The following is a 20,134-nucleotide window of genomic DNA, read 5'->3' on the forward strand; positions in this document are numbered from 1 at the left end:
CTTTCTTTTTTGTCGTCATATAAAGGTAGAACACCGATTAATGGTTTTTTCATTTGATGATCGCTCCCTATATTTGCGATTCTGATCTAGTATGAAATCGAGACTTTTTTGAAAGCGAATGACTATTGTTTTTAGAATTCAAATGGCTAAAGGAACTAGGATTAACACTAGAATGAATTTCATAATTACCAAAGTCGGCTAGGCTTTTCCATCACCATATGTAGTTGGGAGCGAACCAACTCAACATATGGTGATGGTGATGCATTAAATACGTATTATGAAATTCATTAACGAAAGAAACGAATCATTTATTACTGTTGCTTTCACACTTCCCCTTCCTTATAATTGTAAGTATATAAATTTGGTTATTTCAAAAGACATCCTATACAGGATACAGTTAGAACAAGCAACCCCAACAATACAGGTATCTCGTTCTGACTACTCATAGAGGGTTCGAAACCATCCCCTCTTAAATAAAAACTATGGAGGAATGTACAATGGAAAAGGCAATGGTTGTATTTAGTGGCGGACAGGATTCGACCACATGCTTGTTATGGGCATTGGAAGAATTTGATCAAGTAGAGACCGTCACTTTTTTGTATGGGCAAAGACATGAATCGGAGGTCGAATGCGCGAGGAATATAGCAAAAGATCTCGGTGTCAATCAGAAAATTATTCAGATGGATCTTCTGAATCAATTAACGGAAAATGCCTTAACGAGAAAAGAAATGGAAATAGAGGAAGGAACCATACCAAATACATATGTAGAAGGAAGAAATCATATCTTCCTTTCATTTGCTGCGGTTTATGCAAAATCAATGGGCATTAAAAATATTATCACCGGAGTCAGTGAAACAGAGTCCAGCGGATACCCGGATTGTCGAAATGATTTTATAAAATCACTCAACACGACGTTAAATCTCGCAATGGATTTTCCTTTTAACGTAATCACCCCTCTCATGTGGAAAGATAAATCAGAGGTTTGGGAAATGGCGGATCGGATGGATCGTCTAGCGTATATTAGGGAAAACACGTTGACATGCTATAACGGGATAATAGGGGATGGTTGTAGGAATTGCCCTGCTTGTAAACTAAGAAATGATGGGTTAGAAACCTATCTACAAGGGCGGTCTGTAATATGATTCGAATAGCTATCTACTTATTATCTATCATTCTAGCAAATGTCATTACTGCAAGATTCGCTCCCTTGGAACTAGGCCCACTCATCATCCCGTATGGTACCTTGCTGATCGGATTAACCCTTGTCATGAGAGATATGGTGCAAAATAGATTCGGCAGATTACGGACTTATCTGCTCATTGGGCTAGCCCTGCTATTATCAGCATTTTCAAGCTATTTACTAGGAGATCCATTATGGGTCGTTTTTGCAAGTACGTTAAGTTTTATTATTTCAGAAACAGCCGACACAGAGATTTATACACGATTTAAATTACCATTTGTAAAAAGAGTCATGTATTCAGGAATTGTGGCAGGATTTTTGGATTCAGCGATCTTCGTCATTATTGGAATAGGACCGCTAGGATTAGAATTCGTTCCATGGAGTTTAGTGCCCTATGCCATATTAGGTCAATGGGTTGCCAAGGTTGTGATGCAATTAGTCGTTGCTGGCGGAATCAGGAAAGTTGTTATAAAAATGGATCTGTATGAACCGAATATTACGGATAGAAAATTAGAGGGGGATAAAACATGCGAAAAAGCGACACAAACGATTTAACATTACTTGGAAATCAAAATACGGAATACAATTACAAATACAATCCCGATATTTTGGAAACATTTGAAAATCAGCATAGGGAAAATGATTATTTCGTTAAATTCAATATCCCTGAATTTACGAGCCTATGCCCGATGACAGGCCAGCCGGATTATGCGACGATTTACCTCTCGTATATGCCTGATGTGAAAATGGTAGAAAGCAAATCGCTGAAACTGTATATGGTCAGTTTCAGAAACCAGCCCGGCTTCCATGAAGACTGTGCAAATATAATCATGAAAGACTTGATTAATTTATTAGATCCGAAGTATATCGAAGTCTGGGCGAAATTCACTCCACGCGGCGGGATTTCCATCGATCCATATTGCAATTATGGAAAACCGAATACGATCTATGAGGATATGGCTAGAGAGCGAATGTTTAAGCATGATATGTATCCGGAGAAAGTGGATAATCGATAGAATGAAACTTCAATCAGGGGGGGGGATCCTTTCCTTCCCCACTGATTGTTAGTTGAACAGAATCAGGGATTTACGGACTGTGTATCCCCCACCTTCACATTTTGGGTTTCCCTCATATTTAGATGTGGGGGGATTACAGACCGTTGATGCGTGATAAATAAGCGACGTCTAGTTGTCCAGAATTGCATATTCTTCTATAAAGTCCACTGCACGTTGCCAGCTCGCACGATATTCTTCACCTTCCAAGAAGTTCCATGGGCGGCCCCATAAATTCATTTCTTCCCCACATTTTGGACAGTAAGGAATCAATTCATCAGGAAAGAAAAAAGGCATCTTTGTTTCTTCCAATCTGGAACAAAGATGCCCACGAATCACTCCATCCCCTCTAAAATAGAAAGATCAATCATCCCCTCAATATCATTCGAATCAACATATTCTGCCTCTAGACTAATATCCGCCATTTCCTGAATGACTTGTTCATTCACATCTGTCGTTACACGTAGTCTGGAAAAGGCTGCTGCTGTTTCTTCTTTATCAATTTCTTTCCCAGTTAAATCCTGAATATGCTGAATCACAATTTGTTGTGCTTCTTCTGGATTTTCTTGGATAAATTCAACTGCACGTTTATGCGCTTGTAAATACTGCTCCGTGAGCTCGGTATTTTCTTTGAAATCGCTACGGGCAGCTACTACCGTATTGGTTGATTCCTCTCCCCAAGCAAACTCATCATAATCCAGCAGCAACTCACCGCCAGCCTGCGTTTCCAAGATATATCCCCACGGCTCTTGTGTTGCTGCAGCGTCTACCGAATTTTGAACAAATAAAGTTGCTGTATCTGCTGGTGCTGCCGCATGCATTTCTACAGTTCCACCACTTGACGTTGCTTCTAAGCCAACTTCTTGTAATGCTTTACGGAGCATCACATCTTGCGTACTACCGATAACCGGAATGGCGACTCGCTTTCCATCTAAATCTTCCAGTGACTCGATGCCACTTTCTTCGCTCGTTACAAGTACTGCCCCGCCATTAACGGCACCAGAAATAATATGAAACTCTGGATTTTGCAGATAAATATTTAATAGTGGACCTGGTCCAACCGTACCGACATCGATTTCATTTGTTTGCATGGCTTCCATAAATAATCCGCCATTTGAAAATGTTTGTGTTTCAATTGTGATATCTTCCCCAAATTCTTCTGCAAAATAACCTTCTTCCAAAGCAACAATCGATGCAACATGTGTCAAATTGGGAAAATATCCAATCGTAACGGTATCCTCGTCATTCGAACACCCTGCCAACACTACTCCGATAACAGCCATTGCTAACAACAATTGAACAAACCTTTTCATCATCCTATTCCTCCTCAAGTAATCTAACTGATTCCCCATTTTCGTTGAACGGAACGCTCCAACCGTAAGAATATAAGTTGGTCCATAATCGTTCCAATCACTGCGATAATAATCATGACAGAGATAACGAGATCCATTTGTCCTAAGGAACGGCCGGCATCGAGTAATTGTCCAAGACCACCACTGCTCGCCAGTAATTCTCCTGCCATCAAGGCGCGCCAAGAGAATGCCCATGCAATACGCATACCGGATAATAATTGTGGGACAGACGCCGGGATAATAACTGTTCTTAGAAAATGAAACCCGCTTGATCCATAGGTTTTCGCAACCCGTTGATACAGCCTCGGCACATTTTTAAATCCACTCGATGCATTCATTGTCATCGTCCATGTGGCACCAATGGTTACGATAAAAAGAATTGCGAACTCATTTAAGCCAAACCAAATAATCGCGAGCGGAAACCAAACAATACTCGGAATGGATTGTAATGCCGTGACGAGAAAACCTAATGTATCTTCCACCAGCTTATATCGCCAAATTAAATAACCAAAAATAAGACCTATTAAGGTAGCAATCGAAAATCCAAGGAGAATCCTCCCAATACTTCTGATCACGGCTGCTGTAATTTGCCCATCGATTAATCCAGTAAAAAGTGTCTCCAGGACAAGGAGTAAGCTTGGGAACATAAAGTCTGGCAGCCCGGAAACTCTAGATGTTACTTCCCATATCACCGCTATCACTGCGATGAACAGGATTCGCCTTAAAGTTGTAGTCATCTCCCATTTCCTCCTTTAACACTTTTTCTATTTCTCCATCTAGGAGGCTTAATATTCTTTGTTCCGTATGTAAAGTAACAGAATCAGGCATGACCCCATCTTTTGTCGTTGGTACGGGAATAATTTCTTTTATTTTCCCTGGTCTTGTTGCAAGCACCACCACTTTCTCCGATAATTGCACCGCTTCTCGAATATTATGGGTCACAAAAAAGATCGTGACATTTGTTTTCCTCCATATTTCGAGCAACTCCCGGTGCAACACCATTCGGGTTTGTTCATCCAATGCGGAAAATGGTTCATCCATTAATAAAATATCCGGTTCCATCACAAGCGCTCTCGCAATCGATACGCGCTGCTTCATCCCACCTGACAATTGGTGAGGGTACGAATCAGCATAATTACTCAAATGCACCATTTGCAAGATATCTTTCGCTTTTTTCTCCATCTCATCTTTGGATTGCCCTTTTATTTTCAAGCCATAGGTGACATTATCGAGCACCGTCAGCCATGGGAATAAACCGTCCTCTTGGAATACAACAACACGGTCCGGGCCGGGTTTTTTTACTTCTTTTCCAGCAACCGTAATCAATCCTTCATCTACTTTTTCTAAGCCGGCAATCAAATAAAGCAATGTTGATTTCCCGCAGCCTGAAGGACCAACAATCGAAACGAAACTCCCTTTTTCCACTTCCAGATTAATATTGTCCAAGACTTCTAATCTTTCATTGTCTTTTAAGGGAAAGCTTTTCTTAATTTCTTTAATGGATAAATACATGTCCACACCTCCACAACCATCTATTTTAATAGCTTGTTATATGTAAATTACACAGAGAATAAATCACTCGTTAAATAACGCTCGCCACTGTCCGGGGCAATACAGACAACCGTTTGACTTGGATCCAGTCGTTTTGCAACCTTTAAAGCAGCGAAAACAGAAGCACCACCAGAGGGTCCTAATAAAATCCCTTCCTGACGAGCAAGGTCATAAACGGTATCATAAGCATCTTGATCTTCAATTTGAATAATTTCATCATAAATTGACGTATTCAAAATATCCGGAATAAACCCAGGACTCGTTCCAACTAATTTATGTTTTCCGGGTTCACCACCTGACAAGACAGGAGACCCTGCTGGTTCGACGACAATATTTTGAATCTCTGAATCATACGCTTTTAGTGCTTCTCCCGTTCCGGTTATCGTCCCACCGGTCCCAGCAGTACAAACAAATGCCGCAAGTTTCTTTTGTTCTTGCTCCACCGCTTCGATAATTTCTTTTGCTGTTGTAATCCGATGAATAGCTGGATTTGCTTCATTTTCAAATTGCATCGGAATAAAGCTATTTGGTGTCACAGCAGCAATTTCCTTCGCCTTTTCAATCGCTGCCGGCATCTTTCCAGCTCCCGGTGTAAAGACAACTTCAGCACCGTACGCGCGTAATATGTCGACCCTTTCTTTTGTCGATGTATCCGGTAAGACGATAATCGCTCTATATCCTTTAGCAGCGGCATTCATCGCTAAACCAATTCCCGTATTTCCCGAAGTCGGTTCGATTATCGTTGCTCCGGGTTTAATTAATCCCTCTTTTTCCGCTCGTTCCAGCATAGAAAAAGCAGCCCGGTCTTTCACACTTCGGCTAGGGTTAAACAATTCGAGTTTGACGTAAATAGCTGCACCATTTGAATCCGCAATTTTATTTAATCTCACTAACGGAGTTTCTCCGATTAATTCAGCAATATTGTTCACTACTTTCACGGTGGATCTTCCTTTCATTAGGTGAGTAATTGTTATTGTACCACACAAACATCTCTATTCAACCCTAATTACTTGGGTTTATACAAAAAACAAAAGAGCATGTTCATTGCCCCGCTACCTATCCGTCATGGACAACGTAGCTGTAAAAACAGACTCAGTACTTGGTATAGCCTCTATTGTACTAATAAGCCTTTCCAAACAAGTTTTAATTTTAATGAATTTCATAATACGTATGTAATGCTTCACCATCACCATATGTAGTTGAGTTAGTTCGTTCCCAACTACATATGGTGATGGAAAAGCCGACTTTGGTAATTATGAAATTCATTCATTTGTTAAAATATTTAAATAATAAGGAAAAACTTTATTCAGTGGGGTTATTATAGACCGTAAATGTGTGATGAAGGGAGAGGTAAAAATGAAATGTAAAGCTTGCAACGATAGTGAATTTGTTGAAGTTCCGGAATTTGAGCAACAATTTACAGTTTGCTTTTCTTGCGGAGAAGTATACTAATACGTTGATTTATCTAAAAAAGCACCTGCCTCCTCGTCCTTCCAGTCTAATGGTTAGGTAGTACAAATTTTTCATTTTTCCTTCTTATGCGGCCATTTTTATCTGTATATATTTTAGTCAAGCCTAACTTCTGCGCTTGTTTTAAAAGTTCATCCGTTCGGGAATGGGAAGCAATAATGAAATAATAAGCAGCGAATCATTGCTAGCTCTGTAATATTTAATTTTGCTTCAAAAAATCTGAAAAAAGATAGCCATCGGAAACTATCATTTAGTCTCCTCTAGCTATCTACATTTTATTTACAATAAGAAATGGGTTTACTGCATAAACGTTAAATTAATTTAATGAATTTCATAATACGTATTTAATGCTTCACCATCACCATATGTAGTTGAGTTGGTTCGTTCCCAACTACATATGGTGATGGGAAAGCCGACTTAGTAATTATGAAATTCATTCAATTCTATGTATTATTTCTTTATTAGTACACATCCGAGATATACCATTTATCACCGTATTGCATCACTTCTACACTCACTAATTCTTCTGCATCTTCGGCATCGATAAAGACGGAGTTGTACTTCACAGTCGCTTCAAAATCGATGTAATCCTCGCCAGTGTCTATCTGTTCAAGATCAAGCAGTTCCATCGTCACATCCAGATTTTCAAGCATCTCCATCGCTTCCATCACATCTTCATCTAGCATTTCCTCCCAAACAAGCGGATCGACATACTGCTCTATTTTCTCCACATCTCCATCACTAAGTGCTGTGAAAAAATTCTCTATCACTTTTTCCGGACTGTCATTAGATCCCTGGAAGATGAAAAAAGCGATCAAAACAATAAGAATCCCGCCGATAATAGAAAGATTTCGTTTACCTAACTTTTGCGCCTTTTGTTTCATGGAATCTACAAAACTAATTTTTTGTATCGGTTGTACCGCGGGCTGTTGTTGGGGCTCTTGCTTTTGTTTCTCCGACTGATTGGCTTGGACCAACGCCTCTGCTTGGTCCGTACCTCCTGTTTGCTCTTCTGTATCAGCAATTGTTTGGGACTCACTTTCGCCCTCTCGCTTCGTCCCACAGTTCAGACAAAAAGCACTCTTACGCTCAAACTGCACCCCGCATTCCTGACAAGCTTGGCGCTCCCCGCAATGGCCACAAAACGTAACATTCCCGATTTCTTTGTGGCAATTAAAACATTCATGCATATTATCACTCTCTCTAGTACTATTCACCTGCATCGAGATAATAATACACATTCCCAGGACTTTTGTAAAGGAAACTATAGACCTTTAGAATCAATTATGCATTTTTCTAGAGTATTTTTAATCACTTTATATTCATTAAATAGTAAAATCAGCTTAACAAACTGGAAATATTAGTCTATACTACTAATGATTGAATAGATGAATAAAGTGAAACTTCATTCAGTGGAGTTTCCTTACCTTCCCCCACTGAATGTTAGTTGAACAGAATCAGGGATTGACGGACTGTTTATCTCCACCTTCACCTAGTAGCTTTCCCTCGTGTTTTGAGGTGGGGGTATTACAGACCGTTAATGCGTGAAAAATATTTCATATAAAGGAGTCTATCAGACATGGAAAAGTACTGTCAGGAATGTGGAGAAGCTATCGATGAATCCTTAAACTTTTGTCAGAACTGTGGACATAAATTGCACGCCTCTTCGGCACAGGGCACAGTTATCCCTCCTAAAAAGCAGCCAAGAACTTACTCGAAGAAACAAAAAATAATCATAGGTGCAGCTGCCGCTCTTTTGGTTATCATGATTGGCGGCTATACATGGGGGAAGTCATATTTCTCTCCAGAAAAAACGGCAGAACGGTTCATCACAGCAATAATTGATGAAGATTATGAAAAAGTTCAGGATATGACAAGGATGCAAGGTGAATCGATCTCACAAGCAGAGGCAGAAGCACTTATCGCGCTTGCAAAAGATGAGGCACATTATATCAACATCGAAACGACGAATTTAGAAGACTTTTCGTACCAGAATGACCTGATGAAACTAACGGAGAACGGCAAGCATTTATTTATTTTTCCTAAATACCTATTTTCTTTAGTACCGCAATACGCGGACTTCAATCTGCCTTTTGAAAATATAGAAACAACATTTAATGAGGAAACATTCCCTGCCAAAAAGAACGATGAACGAAATATTGTTTATGGGCCACTCGCACCCGGTAAGTATACAATACATAGCACTTACAGCGGGGAATTGACGGAAGCTGAATCAGAGGATGTAGTAATCCTCGGAGACAGCTCTAGTGATACGGTTTATCAGGATATTCAACTGGATGCAGAATCGACAACATTCCACTTATATAATGAGAATGGCAGTCCGATTAAAAATGCATATATGGAAGTGAATGAAGAGCAGATCCCCTTCGATGAAAGCCTAAATATTGAAGCATTCGGTCCGCTAAACCTGGATGGTTCTGTCACGGCAACCCCAATTATTGAAACAGAATGGGGTAAGGTAACACTAGATGAGATAAAGATTGAAGAAGATTACTATGAGCTCACCTTGAACACTGTAAGCAAAGAGCTAATGGATCATTTATCAGAAGTAATTTTATTGTATGGAGAAGAATATGTGGAAGCCCATGCAGCGAACGATGCTACTATTTATACGGCTGTTACGGAAAGTTTAAGAGGGACTTTTAAAGACAATTTTGCTTATAACATAGATTATGGAAAGAACTTCACAGGGCAACTAGAAAAAATCGAACTAAATTATGACGAGCTAACGTTCTATGACAAAAATGAAGTTTCCGTCCCAGCTAATTTCCATTTTACAGCCTCCACTTTTCATAGTGACGAGCAGCCTGATTTAGAAGAACGAATTGACACCGTAGCACTTCGTATCATTTTCGATGCGGAGGAAGATAAATGGCTGATTGATGAAGCAAATTCGTATGGAATGTTTAGCAATACAGATTTTGAAGCTACGGAAACCCTCGAAGGTTCACAGGAACTGCATCAGGCTGCCAAGTCAGCTTCAAAACCTGCAAGCAATGATGTAGATGCGCAAATAGAAGAAGCAACGTTAAATTATATTTATAACCTTGTTGAAGCAATTAATGCGGATGATTATGAGCTCGTTCGTCCGTATATCAAGGATGATAGTGCCCTTCATGGCATGCAAGTGGATTTAGTAGATCGCTTAGCGGAAAGTGGCATGAAGCAAGAGGTCATCGATGCAACGGTAACAAATATTGAAGAGGACGGTAACGCATGGATTGTAACGACAGACGAAACGATTAAGAAAATTTATAACAGCGGTGAAGAGGAAACTAGTGATTATAATTGGAAGTACACCGTAGAATCAGATGGTGATGGGGTGTCGTTGACGAATATAGAGTAAAAGATTACTATAATGAATTTCATAATACCTATTTAATGTATCACCATCACCATATGCAGTTGAGTTGGTTCGTTCCCAACTACATATGGTGATGGAAAAGCCGACTTTGGTAATGATGAAATTCATTCAGATAGCTATTTTTTTAAATATCCTTAGGTCTTTATCGTCCACTCTCAAAAATACCCTTCTAAACAAATCAGAAGGGTATTTTCTATTTATTAGCTTATTTTTTCTCTCTAGTATTCTCCCTACTTCAAAAGGTAAATGCTTTATTACGGGGAGTGCAAACAGTTTAGATTGGTTACTTCACCATTTCTTTTAACATTGGCGGATCCGCTTCTTGTTTATAATCATCTTTATACTCTACTTTAAACTCCGTAAAGCCATAAATAATAGCGATTAAAGGGCTAATTAAACACAAAAATGCAAATAGTAAATAACTTAGTGTAAATACGCCTAATGTGGTTGCCATGAATGCCCCGCAAGTATTCCATGGTACAAGAGGAGATTCATTGTCCCAGCATCTTCTAATGTTTGTGATAGGTTTTTCGACTTCAGGCCTCTCTTATCATATTCTTCCGCATACATTCGGCCTGGAACAATAATCGACATATATTGGTCACATCCAACAATGTTCGAGGAAATACATGGAACAACTGTTACTTCCCGGAAAAAAAGAACGAATCTACTCTCCTTTCACATTAGGAAAGTAGATTACGTTCCCGCTCTTTCTATTTATTCACTTAACCATTCATTAATCAAATCTTGATTTTCTTCTACCCATTTTTCTGCACCAGCAATCGGTTCTTCTCCTGCTTCTTCTGCTTCAGCTACAGCGCTCATTAACTCACCGATGGAATCATCATCCATCTTCCAGTTCTTTAACCATTGATCAATCTCAGGGAAATCGTCAGCGAAACCTAATCTTTTCGCGTGATGAATTTTTTCCGTTTCCCCGAACACTTTTTTAGGATCATCTAGATATTTTAAGTCCATTTCCGAAAACACACGGTGTGGGTTCCATAATGGTGCGACAATCGGTTCTTCCTCACGGATTGCCTCCTCAATTGCTGTAAGCATCGCTGGTTCAGAACTTGGTACAAGCTCAAAGTCCAACTCGTATGCTGCAATCATTTCTTCGGTAGTATCCATTGTCCCTGCACCAGGATCAAATCCAGTAATCTGATTCTCGAACAGTTCTTTATTCTCATTTAAGTCTTCAATACTATTGATATCTTCCATATAAGCAGGTACAACCAATCCTACTTTAGCATTGTCATACCAAACCTCTTCTGAAAAATCGATTTGCTCTTGATATTGCGCGAAATAGTTCTTATCTTGAACCGGCAGCCAAAATTCCAAGTTAACATCCAATTCATCATTTGCAAGTGCTGCCATTTGAGTCCCCATATCTAATAAGTGAAACTCAACATCATATCCTTCTTCCTCAAGAATGACTTTCCACATATTTGTGACAGCAATGTTTTCTGCCCAACTAATTTGTCCAATATCAATCGTCTCATCCGTACGATCATCAGCACCTTCCGCATCTCCACTGCCACATGCTGCAAGAACACCTATCATCCATACTGTAAGAATCAACACAATTCCCCTTCGAAAACTCATGAATTAAATTGCCTCCTGTAAATGAATGAATTTCATAATTACCAAAAACGGCTTCTTCGCTACAGCATGTAGTTAAGAAAGCTTCTAAGCAACTACATGTTGTGGCGTGGAAGCGGTAAATCCTTATTATGAAATTCATTAAAATATTAAGTATCTTCATTTTTCTTCGGTATAAATTCAAATATTTCGCCTGAACGAATACTTGCTGCTAATCGTTTTAACCAATCGTAATATACTTTGGATTCATTCAACATCTTATAATGTTCTTTTGCCTCTTGCTTTATTTCATCTGCTACGGACGCATCGTCCAGAATTTCCTCAAGTTCCTTTTCTGCGTCATGCACCGCATCTAAATTCAATCGCACTTCACGCTCCCATTGTTCACAATAGAAAGACATAAAAGTATTGAAGAAATTCTTTTCCGCTGCATACGTATGTTTCCTTGAGCCTCTCAAATAAACCCGTTTCACATATCCGATATCTTGCAATTTACGTACACTGGTACTCATACTTGCTTTTGTCATGCCGACTTCTTCATGCATTTCGTCTAAGTTCATCTTATCTTCAAAGTACATGGTGGCGTACAACCTACCGGCGGCTGGTGTCACGCCATATAAATCCATTGTTTCAGCTATCGCTCCGATAACTTGGTCCTTGGCAAATTCAAGTTTTTCTTTTGCTTTATTCGTATTTGAGCTTTCCAATAGCTAACTCTCCTTAGTTCATGTTCATTTTGTTAAATTTTTTCTTAACAAATTTAATAGTAAAGGTTTTAAAATAAATGTCAAATCGTTTCCTCACTGAAAAACGCGCGAAGCACTGGTATCACTTGCTTAATAAGATTTTGTTATTTTTGGGTCACAACATCATTTTGTCGTAAACGATCAAAAGAAATACATTTTTCACTTTGACAAGTTAATTTTCTTATGATAGATTAAATTTGTTCAAAACGTTAAATTTTTTCTTAACAAACTTAACATCAAAACAAAATAACAATATGAGGAGGTTTCCGTAATGGACATAAAAAAACAATACATAAATGGCCAATGGGTTGAAGCAATCTCACGAAATACAAGAGATATCATTAATCCATATAATCAAAAGGTCATTGCCGTGGTTGCGGAAGGGAACGCAGAGGATTCCGAAAAAGCAATCGCTGCAGCAAGAGAAGCATTTGATCAAGGCGAGTGGCCAAATACGCCAGCTACAGAACGAGCAAAAATCGTTAAAAAAATCGCGGATCTGATTGAACGTGATCAAGAAGAACTTGCAAAACTTGAATCATTAGATACAGGAAAAACATTGGAAGAAAGCCGGTGGGATATGGAAGATATTGCTGGTGTCTTCCGTTACTATGCTGAGCTTGCCGATAAAGATGGTGGCGAAATAATAAACTCTCCCATCCCAAATTCGGTCAGCAAAGTAGTGAAAGAACCTGTTGGTGTCTGTGGGCAAATTACTCCTTGGAATTACCCACTACTCCAAGCTTCTTGGAAACTAGCTCCAGCTCTCGTCACTGGAAACACACTCATCATCAAGCCGAGTGAAATTACACCACTGACACATATCAAAATCTTTGAATTAATTGAAGAAGCCGGTGTACCTAAAGGTGTTGCCAACCTTGTACTTGGTCCTGGAAATACAGTTGGTGCAGAACTTTCAAGTCACAAAGATGTAGATTTAATCTCCTTTACCGGTGGAATCGAAACAGGAAAAACGATTATGCAAGCTGCAAGTCACAATATGAAAAAAATCGCACTCGAACTCGGCGGCAAGAACCCGAATATTATTTTTGCCGATGCTGATTTAGAAGTAGCAATCGATCAAGCCTTAAACGCTGTATATTTCCATGCTGGACAAATCTGCTCTGCTGGAACACGAATCATTGTTGAAGAAAGCATCCACGATCAATTTGTCGACGCACTGACCCAGCGAGTGAAAAAGATTAAGCTAGGAAATGGTTTTGATGAATCAACACAAATGGGACCACTTATTTCTAAAGAGCATTTAAACAAAGTAGAAAATTATGTGGAACAAGGCATCAAAGAAGGTGCAACAGTCGCGGTCGGGGGCAAACGTCCAGATGATGCAGAACTCCAAAATGGATTTTTCTATCTACCTACCATTTTGACAAATTGTACGACTGACATGCGTGTGGTGCAAGATGAAGCATTCGGTCCTGTTATCACAGTGGAAAAATTCGCGACCGAAGAAGAAGCTATCAAACTGGCAAATGATTCGATTTACGGATTATCCGGCGGTGTATGGACTAAAGATATCGCCAAAGCGGAACGTTGTGTCGCTAAAATGCGCATGGGTACCGTATGGATTAATGATTTTAACATCTACTTCCCGCATGCACCTTGGGGTGGCTATAAACAATCAGGAAATGGCCGCGAACTAGGAGTCATGGGACTGGAAGAATACCAAGAAACAAAACATATTTTCCATAATTTAAAACCAGAAACAATGAACTGGTTCTAATCAAAAGAGCGTAAGTGCCCTTACAGGCTAAGTTCGCGATCGTCTTCGCAACGCCTGTACTAGCACATCCAGTAGTCGCAGCGACGTACAAACTGTGCCTCCCAGGACGTGAGGTAGTTCGATGTTGCCCCAGGATGGGGTGAACTTAATCGAACTTCCCCTTTCCGCAATGAGATAAAGGAAACACACCCCTTTAGGGGTAGACGTGAGTTGAGCCTTGGCCCGAACTTAGTCGACCTTCCTTTAGTTTTGAGTCGATGTTGACTTATCGATTGGAGGAGAATGAAGTTTGGGACTGCGCACTGCTCGCCCCACCAAAAGATCTGCTAGTTGCTGGGCGCAGATTGGATGCGGCTGTTACATTATAAATAGTCTACAGTAAAAATTATAATTACTTTAATCAAAATTACAGGAGGATTTTAATAATGAGTTTAAATATGAAAGTAGAACAAATGTATAATTTCCATCAATTCGAATTACCAACAGCAATCAAACACGGCATTGGATCCATCAAGCATATTGGAGAAGAGGTTAAAAATCTTGGTGTGACAAAAGCGTTACTCGTAACCGATCCTGGAATCTATGAAGCTGGTGTAACAAAGTCAATTGAAAAATCTTTAAAAGAGGCTGGAATCGAAATTTCTTTATTTAATAAAGTAGAACCAAACCCTCCTGTACGTCTTATTGCAGAAGGCAGCAAACAGTACAAGGAAGATAATTGTGATGGACTCGTAGCAGTCGGAGGCGGAAGCTCCATGGATACAGCAAAAGCAATTGGTGTTGAAGTAGCTCATAACGCTCCCGTTTTAGAATATGAAGCAGCAGAAGGCAAAAAGCCACTTGAAAACCGAATTCCACCATTAACTACAATCCCTACGACAGCTGGCACTGGTTCGGAAGTAACACAATGGGCAGTGATTACAGATGAGGAACGTGAATTCAAATTTAATACAGGCGGGCCACTTATCGCTGCGCACTTAACGATTATTGATCCAGAGTTACATGTTTCCATGCCCCCACACGTAACAGCAATGACAGGTATTGATGCACTTGCACATGCGATCGAATGCTACACGATGCATTATGCCCAACCGGTTACAGATGCAGTCGCACTACTTGCAATCGAATATGTTGGAAAATATATTCGTCGTGCTTACGCAGATGGCGGTGACATTGAAGCAAGATACGGAATGGCTCAAGCTGCCATGCTTGCAGGATTATCTTACGGAAGTGAATCAGCAGGAGCAGCGCATGCAATGTCTCAAACACTCGGTGGTATTATCCCGGTTGCACATGGTCAGTGTGTTGCAACGATGATGGGCCCTGTCATGGAATATAACTGGAAAGGTCATCCAGCTAAATTTGCTCGAATCGCACAAGCGCTCGGCGTGAATACATTCAATATGACAACAGACGAAGCAGCAAAAGCAGCGGTTAATGAAGTTTATAAACTTGCAGAAGACTTGGATATCCCGAATTTAGAAGAACAAGGCGTATCCCCTGACATGATTGACAGACTTTCAAAAGAAGCGATGAAAGATCCGCAAACAGTAGGTAACCCACGCGACTTGACAGAAAAAGATTATCAGTGGATTTACAAACGTTGCTTTAACTTAGTTCCTAAAACTCTTTAATTATTAATCAAGCGTTCATTCAGCCCCGTTCATTATTCATAATGAACGGAGCTGTTTTTATTTTTTTAAGTCGGAGAGACAGGCTTGTTGTCCGATTGTCTTAATAATCGTGGTCGATATACATTGGGATAAGTCATTCGTAATTGGCCAGATCACAATGATAATAACTGGAAACATTGCATATTTTCATGTACAATGGATATAGATAAACGGAGAAGTGCGCTAACACTTCTCCATGCAGCCTCTACCGACAGGGTGGCGGTTGTCAAATTGGTTACTTTTGAGAACCACCCTTTTGCTTCTGACGGCTTGGGGTGGTTTTCTTTTGTTTTAGAAAGGTTTTTTTGAAGATGTGCGCACTCATTGCACGAACAACTCCTTTTAGTACCTCTTTAAAAAACTCAAGAAATGTTTCCGTGATTATCACCTCCTTCCTTGTCCATTTAGACAAGAAAAGAAGAATGACAACCACCCCCCCTCACAATATTCAGCTGCTCATTCATTACACCAAACGTATGTTTCTATTATAAGCATATCATTCAACAAAATAAGAGGAGTAAGCATAGTGTCCCGACAAAAAAAGGAGTCTGTATAGTTTTATTATGTTTCGAACTGAATGAATTTCATAATTACCAAAGTCGGCTATTCCATCACCATATGTAGTTGGGAACGAACCAACTCAACTACTTATGGTGATGGTGAAGCATTAAATACGTATTATGAAATTCATTAAACTGTTTTGATTCAATCAGCTTACCACAAAAAACTCGCTATTGTATATAAGTTCAATAGCGAGCTTTGTAATTTCTGACATTAATTATGAAAACGCCATTTTCACTTTTTCTTTTTAAATGTCTTAAATAGGAAATAAATGAGTATTGCCACCACCGCATAAATCATAAACATCACCATAAATCCCCATAACCCCGCTACTGCATCCGCAAACTCCATATTTCCTCTGTTCGTGATTGCTTGCTGCAGCTCGATTGCAAAGACGAGGACAACCATAACGGTAAATGTATAAACAAAGGAAAGAATCGTCGTACTCCACTTCATTTTTTCAATGATTTTAAAGAAAAAATACACCATGAAGAACGTTACCATTCCAATAATACCGATGATCCAGAAATGAAGCTGCTTATCTGTCATATGTAAACCGAACATATCGGTCAATATATCATGGATATCATTCACAATTTCCGCCAATATAATAACTATTTCTTTCACTGGAAGCCTCCTAAAACTACTTTAAATAACGATAGTCTTAGTTTACTATAAATCTATAATAATAGACATAGGGCTTTACACTACACCTAAAGGTTATGTCCTAACCTCTTCTTCATCAATCCTTATCTTTCTTGAGTAACTCTTGCGTAAACCGAATATCATCAGTAAAATAACCATCTACATTCAGCTCATACACCCGCTCCTGCTCTTTCCTCGTTGTCACCTCATCAGTGAAAAACACATGCACTTCTTTCCCTTGCCGGTGTAATTCATTAACACTTTTCATTGTAACGTCCGTTGCTTCTATGCCAATAATCGGATAATCAGACGTCTTTGCTTTCTTTAAATTGAATTTTTCTTTGCCAAACAGAAGGGTGAGCGGAATTTCTGGTGCTAACGTTTGGATTTTTTCTAAACTTTCCTCTGAGAAAGACTGGATTGTGACGAGATCTTGGGAGAGTAAGTCATATTCGAGTAACAGCTCGATTAACGGTTCTTCCATGACAAGTTCCCCATGAACCAATCTCGTTTCAATATAATAGTGCTCCGTGTCCCGAAACGTTTCGAGAATCTCTCTTAATGTAGGGATTTCTTCCATTGTTCGCTGCTCTCCAAACACTTCCGACGTTTCAAGTTCCTTTATTTCCTGCAATGAATAGTCTGTTGCATTCCCCGTTCCATTCGTTGTCCGGTCGATCGTTTCGTCATGCATAGCAATGAGTGCACCATCTGCCGTCATTCGTAAATCAATCTCCAGGGCATCAACACCGTCTTCAGCAGCTATTTTATACGCCGTAATCGTACTTTCATTAAAGCGATCATTCGCCCCGCGATGTGCAATAACTTTTGGGGAATCAACGATGGCTGGTTCGGGCTCCACTTCCCGTTCCATAACGAGATAAGCACCAGCGAAAACAATACAACTTACACATAAGATACCGATTACCTTTTTAAGCAAGGGATTCCCTTTTATTTCGATCGTTTAGGGCTTCTTCAGGGAAATCCGTAATAATCGCTTCCACACCCAAATCGAGTAATTGTTTTATTTCATCCTGCTCGTTAACCGTCCAAATCCGCAATTTCTTCACTATATCTCTCCCATAAAAGGTATCGGAAAATGCAATCCGTTTGGATACATGTAATGCCTCAAGCTCCAAACTATGTAAATAATCCTCGGGATGCGCTATCCTTTGATCCAGTAACCAAGCAATTTCTGCATCCGGGTCCAACTGTTTCATCCGCAAGAGGCTAGGTAAATGAAAAGAGGAATAAATGACTTTGCGACCATTCCCATATTCCTTTACGAGGGCTAATACTTTTTCTTCGATGCCCTCGTATTGAAAGAGACTGGTCTTTAATTCAATATTTAATTCGATTCTATACGGTGCTAACAGCTCCAGCACTTCCTGAAGGGTTGGCACACGTTCTGCAGACCAAATCACTCGATCATAATTCTTAAGATGAGCATACTTTACACCTGCACTATATTGTTTGATTTCTTGTAAGGTCAGGTCTTTTACAAATCCGGTTCCATCTGTCGTTCTCTCTAACGTCTCATCATGGATAACGACAACCTCCCCATCTTTTGTAAGTTGTACATCCAGTTCAATCCCATCTGCGCCTTGGCGGATCGCTTGAAGAAATCCGAGTAACGTATTTTCCGGGAACGTTCCCATACACCCGCGATGCCCATAAATCTTCGTCTCTGTCATCGTAACACTTCCCTTTCATGGATAATCAGAAAGGGAATAAAGCATCCGATCATACTTTATTCCCTCTCATTCTTTTATTAAAAATTATTCTCCTCGTGCTGCGTTTGCTTGTTCGATTGCTGTATTAAATTGATCGACTGCTGTGTTATACGCGTCGTCTACCTCGCCACCGTTATAAACCGTTTCAAGTGCTGTTTCCATAATTTTACGGCCTTCTGGAATCATATCCATTAATGCGCCTTGGGTTGCGAACGATGACGTTGTTGCTTGTAATTGCTCAACCGTCACGTTTAATTGTGGCATTTCTTCGTGTGCATCAACGGCAACTTGCTCATCATATGCAGCCGGATTGATTGCAAAATAACCTGTTCCCACATGCCACTCTGCTTGAATTTCCGGTGTTTGTAAATACTTCATGAAGTCCCAAGCAGCATTTGTTTCTGCTTCCGGCTTCCCGTCAATCATCCAAAGACTTGCCCCGCCGATGACAACACCTGCGCGTTCTTTTTCCTCCGGGTGTGGCAAAAATGCGATACCTACTTCAAATGGTGCGTTATCAATCACATCTCTTGAACTAGCTGAAGATTGTAAGAACATCGAGACATCCCCTGCTAAGAAACCGGAAACCATGTTGTCACCATTCGTTCCATAGTTAGCGAATGTTTCATCATTAACCATACGCTCTACCCATTCAAAGATTGATTTCCCTTCTTCTTCTGTCCAGCCAATTTCAGTTGGTGTGTCCGTTCTTCCGTTATCATTGTTTAATAATAAGGCGCCCTGGTTGGCCAGCAGTTGTTCATATAACCAGCCATAAGCCTGCAGTGCAAATCCTTTCATGTCTGGATTAGCTTCCACAATTGCCTTACTTGCTTCTTCTACTTCCTCAAATGTTTCTGGTGGAGCTTCCGGGTCTAGCCCCGCTGCTTCAAAAGCATCCTTATTATAATACATAACCGGTGTGGAAGAGTTGAATGGCATCGAGTAGAACGTTCCATCTAAGGAATAATAGTTAATAATATTTTCCTCTAAACCGCTCATATCATAACCATCTGCATCAACCAATTCTTGAATTGGTAAAATGCTGCCACTATTAATCATCGACATCGTGCCAATTTCGAACGTTTGGATAATAGTTGGTGCACTGTCTGTACCGGCAACACTATTAAATTTCGTCAATGCTTCATCATATGAACCTTGGTATTCTGCATTCACTTGAACTTCATCCTGGGAACTATTATAGCTGTCAACAATCGCATTTAATGCTTCCTGACCAGCCCCACCCATCGAGTGCCAGAATGTAACGACTTGTTTTTCGTTATCTCCAGATCCCTCACTTGTACCTTCCGCGCCAGCAGTAGCACTATCAGCTGCCTCGTCCGCGTTTCCATCTGAACCACATGCTGCAAGGAATAATACGAACCCTAACATAAGTATCGCAAGTATCTTCTTCATTCTTTCATTACACTCCTTTTTTTA

Annotated in this window: 21 protein-coding genes; 6 read left to right on the plus strand and 15 right to left on the minus strand. The window is 40.0% G+C overall.

The annotated features are described in order from the left end of the window. Positions 1-482: 482 nt before the first annotated feature. From queC to queF, 3 genes are read left to right on the plus strand one after another with little or no spacing between them, the layout of a single operon-like run. Positions 483-1,142, plus strand: a complete 660-nt coding sequence (gene queC, locus L3V42_RS02400; protein WP_255770798.1) for a 7-cyano-7-deazaguanine synthase QueC — start codon at positions 483-485, stop codon at positions 1,140-1,142. Next, entirely contained in the window at positions 1,142-1,735 is a 594-nt protein-coding gene (locus L3V42_RS02405; RefSeq protein WP_238471445.1) for a VUT family protein, read from the plus strand. The genes queC and L3V42_RS02405 overlap by 1 nt, the downstream gene beginning before the upstream one ends. After that, the gene (queF, locus tag L3V42_RS02410) at positions 1,708-2,196 is read left to right on the plus strand and encodes a preQ(1) synthase (protein WP_238471181.1); all 489 of its coding nucleotides are present in this window, start codon (positions 1,708-1,710) and stop codon (positions 2,194-2,196) included. The genes L3V42_RS02405 and queF overlap by 28 nt, the downstream gene beginning before the upstream one ends. A 168-nt stretch (positions 2,197-2,364) precedes the next feature. Here queF and L3V42_RS02415 read toward each other — a convergent pair whose 3' ends face one another. The 6 genes from L3V42_RS02415 to L3V42_RS02440 form a co-directional block, all read right to left on the minus strand. Further along, positions 2,365-2,571, minus strand: a complete 207-nt coding sequence (locus L3V42_RS02415; RefSeq protein ID WP_238471182.1) for a hypothetical protein — start codon at positions 2,569-2,571, stop codon at positions 2,365-2,367. Further along, positions 2,568-3,548, minus strand: a complete 981-nt coding sequence (locus L3V42_RS02420; protein WP_238471183.1) for an aliphatic sulfonate ABC transporter substrate-binding protein — start codon at positions 3,546-3,548, stop codon at positions 2,568-2,570. The genes L3V42_RS02415 and L3V42_RS02420 overlap by 4 nt, the downstream gene beginning before the upstream one ends. A 20-nt stretch (positions 3,549-3,568) precedes the next feature. Beyond that, positions 3,569-4,321, minus strand: coding sequence for an ABC transporter permease (locus L3V42_RS02425; protein WP_238471184.1), 753 nt, complete (start codon positions 4,319-4,321; stop codon positions 3,569-3,571). After that, positions 4,254-5,096, minus strand: coding sequence for an ABC transporter ATP-binding protein (locus L3V42_RS02430; protein WP_238471185.1), 843 nt, complete (start codon positions 5,094-5,096; stop codon positions 4,254-4,256). The genes L3V42_RS02425 and L3V42_RS02430 overlap by 68 nt, the downstream gene beginning before the upstream one ends. A gap of 47 nt (positions 5,097-5,143) precedes the next feature. Continuing rightward, positions 5,144-6,073 (minus strand): cysteine synthase A, encoded by a 930-nt coding sequence (gene cysK / locus L3V42_RS02435; protein ID WP_188858788.1) that lies wholly within the window; start codon positions 6,071-6,073, stop codon positions 5,144-5,146. 993 nt (positions 6,074-7,066) lie between these two features. Then, on the minus strand, positions 7,067-7,795 hold the full coding sequence (locus tag L3V42_RS02440) for a zinc ribbon domain-containing protein (RefSeq protein WP_238471186.1): 729 nt from the start codon (positions 7,793-7,795) through the stop codon (positions 7,067-7,069). A 389-nt stretch (positions 7,796-8,184) separates the two neighbouring features. Here L3V42_RS02440 and L3V42_RS02445 point away from each other — a divergent pair, with 389 nt between their 5' ends. Further along, on the plus strand, positions 8,185-9,972 hold the full coding sequence (locus L3V42_RS02445; protein WP_238471187.1) for a zinc ribbon domain-containing protein YvbJ: 1,788 nt from the start codon (positions 8,185-8,187) through the stop codon (positions 9,970-9,972). On the opposite strand, the gene L3V42_RS02450 is transcribed toward L3V42_RS02445, so the two are convergent. The 5 genes from L3V42_RS02450 to cudC all read right to left on the minus strand — a co-directional run bounded on the left by L3V42_RS02450 (position 9,934) and on the right by cudC (position 12,302). After that, positions 9,934-10,098, minus strand: coding sequence for a hypothetical protein (locus tag L3V42_RS02450; protein ID WP_238471188.1), 165 nt, complete (start codon positions 10,096-10,098; stop codon positions 9,934-9,936). The two genes, L3V42_RS02445 and L3V42_RS02450, sit on opposite strands and share 39 nt — an antisense overlap. 175 nt (positions 10,099-10,273) lie before the next feature. Next, on the minus strand, positions 10,274-10,444 hold the full coding sequence (locus tag L3V42_RS18240; protein ID WP_255783358.1) for a hypothetical protein: 171 nt from the start codon (positions 10,442-10,444) through the stop codon (positions 10,274-10,276). After that, positions 10,429-10,584, minus strand: coding sequence for a hypothetical protein (locus tag L3V42_RS18470; protein WP_369412816.1), 156 nt, complete (start codon positions 10,582-10,584; stop codon positions 10,429-10,431). Before L3V42_RS18470 ends, L3V42_RS18240 begins: the two co-directional genes overlap by 16 nt. Before the next feature lie 123 nt (positions 10,585-10,707). Continuing rightward, on the minus strand, positions 10,708-11,598 hold the full coding sequence (locus tag L3V42_RS02460) for a glycine betaine ABC transporter substrate-binding protein (RefSeq protein ID WP_238471189.1): 891 nt from the start codon (positions 11,596-11,598) through the stop codon (positions 10,708-10,710). A 146-nt stretch (positions 11,599-11,744) separates the two neighbouring features. Further along, on the minus strand, positions 11,745-12,302 hold the full coding sequence (gene cudC / locus L3V42_RS02465) for a choline uptake/conversion transcriptional regulator CudC (RefSeq protein WP_238471190.1): 558 nt from the start codon (positions 12,300-12,302) through the stop codon (positions 11,745-11,747). Between the two features lie 310 nt (positions 12,303-12,612). On the opposite strand from cudC, the gene betB reads away from it, so the two are divergent. Together betB and gbsB are read left to right on the plus strand one after the other, a co-directional pair. Next, positions 12,613-14,082: a betaine-aldehyde dehydrogenase gene (betB, locus tag L3V42_RS02470; RefSeq protein WP_238471191.1), complete on the plus strand. Its 1,470-nt coding sequence runs from the start codon at positions 12,613-12,615 to the stop codon at positions 14,080-14,082. Between the two features lie 425 nt (positions 14,083-14,507). Further along, positions 14,508-15,716, plus strand: coding sequence for a choline dehydrogenase (gbsB, locus tag L3V42_RS02475; protein ID WP_235761956.1), 1,209 nt, complete (start codon positions 14,508-14,510; stop codon positions 15,714-15,716). An 834-nt stretch (positions 15,717-16,550) separates the two neighbouring features. Here the strand turns inward: gbsB and L3V42_RS02480 are convergent. From L3V42_RS02480 to L3V42_RS02495, 4 genes are all read right to left on the minus strand, one after another. Next, positions 16,551-16,943, minus strand: a complete 393-nt coding sequence (locus tag L3V42_RS02480; RefSeq protein WP_238471192.1) for a hypothetical protein — start codon at positions 16,941-16,943, stop codon at positions 16,551-16,553. A gap of 115 nt (positions 16,944-17,058) precedes the next feature. Beyond that, a complete protein-coding gene (locus L3V42_RS02485) occupies positions 17,059-17,901 on the minus strand; it encodes a glycerophosphodiester phosphodiesterase (protein ID WP_238471193.1) in 843 nt (280 codons plus the stop codon). Next, positions 17,894-18,655, minus strand: a complete 762-nt coding sequence (locus L3V42_RS02490) for a glycerophosphodiester phosphodiesterase (protein ID WP_238471194.1) — start codon at positions 18,653-18,655, stop codon at positions 17,894-17,896. Before L3V42_RS02490 ends, L3V42_RS02485 begins: the two co-directional genes overlap by 8 nt. A gap of 84 nt (positions 18,656-18,739) precedes the next feature. Then, positions 18,740-20,110, minus strand: coding sequence for an ABC transporter substrate-binding protein (locus L3V42_RS02495; RefSeq protein ID WP_238471195.1), 1,371 nt, complete (start codon positions 20,108-20,110; stop codon positions 18,740-18,742). Positions 20,111-20,134: the final 24 nt, after the last annotated feature.

The sequence above is a fragment of the Oceanobacillus alkalisoli genome, assembly GCF_022213125.1.
In the GTDB taxonomy this organism is placed as follows: domain Bacteria; phylum Bacillota; class Bacilli; order Bacillales; family Amphibacillaceae; genus Oceanobacillus; species Oceanobacillus alkalisoli.

What these genes read in the sequence shown, in the direction of transcription:
- queC (WP_255770798.1), top strand. Translation starts at nt 483, where the DNA reads ATGGAGGAATGTACAATGGAAAAGGCAATGGTTGTATTTAGTGGCGGA.
- queF (WP_238471181.1), top strand. Translation starts at nt 1,708, where the DNA reads ATGCGAAAAAGCGACACAAACGATTTAACATTACTTGGAAATCAAAAT.
- L3V42_RS02420 (WP_238471183.1), bottom strand. Translation starts at nt 3,548, where the DNA reads ATGATGAAAAGGTTTGTTCAATTGTTGTTAGCAATGGCTGTTATCGGA.
- L3V42_RS02425 (WP_238471184.1), bottom strand. Translation starts at nt 4,321, where the DNA reads ATGACTACAACTTTAAGGCGAATCCTGTTCATCGCAGTGATAGCGGTG.
- L3V42_RS02430 (WP_238471185.1), bottom strand. Translation starts at nt 5,096, where the DNA reads ATGTATTTATCCATTAAAGAAATTAAGAAAAGCTTTCCCTTAAAAGAC.
- L3V42_RS02440 (WP_238471186.1), bottom strand. Translation starts at nt 7,795, where the DNA reads ATGCATGAATGTTTTAATTGCCACAAAGAAATCGGGAATGTTACGTTT.
- L3V42_RS02445 (WP_238471187.1), top strand. Translation starts at nt 8,185, where the DNA reads ATGGAAAAGTACTGTCAGGAATGTGGAGAAGCTATCGATGAATCCTTA.
- L3V42_RS02450 (WP_238471188.1), bottom strand. Translation starts at nt 10,098, where the DNA reads ATGAATTTCATCATTACCAAAGTCGGCTTTTCCATCACCATATGTAGT.
- L3V42_RS18240 (WP_255783358.1), bottom strand. Translation starts at nt 10,444, where the DNA reads ATGGCAACCACATTAGGCGTATTTACACTAAGTTATTTACTATTTGCA.
- L3V42_RS18470 (WP_369412816.1), bottom strand. Translation starts at nt 10,584, where the DNA reads ATGTCGATTATTGTTCCAGGCCGAATGTATGCGGAAGAATATGATAAG.
- L3V42_RS02460 (WP_238471189.1), bottom strand. Translation starts at nt 11,598, where the DNA reads ATGAGTTTTCGAAGGGGAATTGTGTTGATTCTTACAGTATGGATGATA.
- betB (WP_238471191.1), top strand. Translation starts at nt 12,613, where the DNA reads ATGGACATAAAAAAACAATACATAAATGGCCAATGGGTTGAAGCAATC.
- gbsB (WP_235761956.1), top strand. Translation starts at nt 14,508, where the DNA reads ATGAGTTTAAATATGAAAGTAGAACAAATGTATAATTTCCATCAATTC.
- L3V42_RS02490 (WP_238471194.1), bottom strand. Translation starts at nt 18,655, where the DNA reads ATGACAGAGACGAAGATTTATGGGCATCGCGGGTGTATGGGAACGTTC.
- L3V42_RS02495 (WP_238471195.1), bottom strand. Translation starts at nt 20,110, where the DNA reads ATGAAGAAGATACTTGCGATACTTATGTTAGGGTTCGTATTATTCCTT.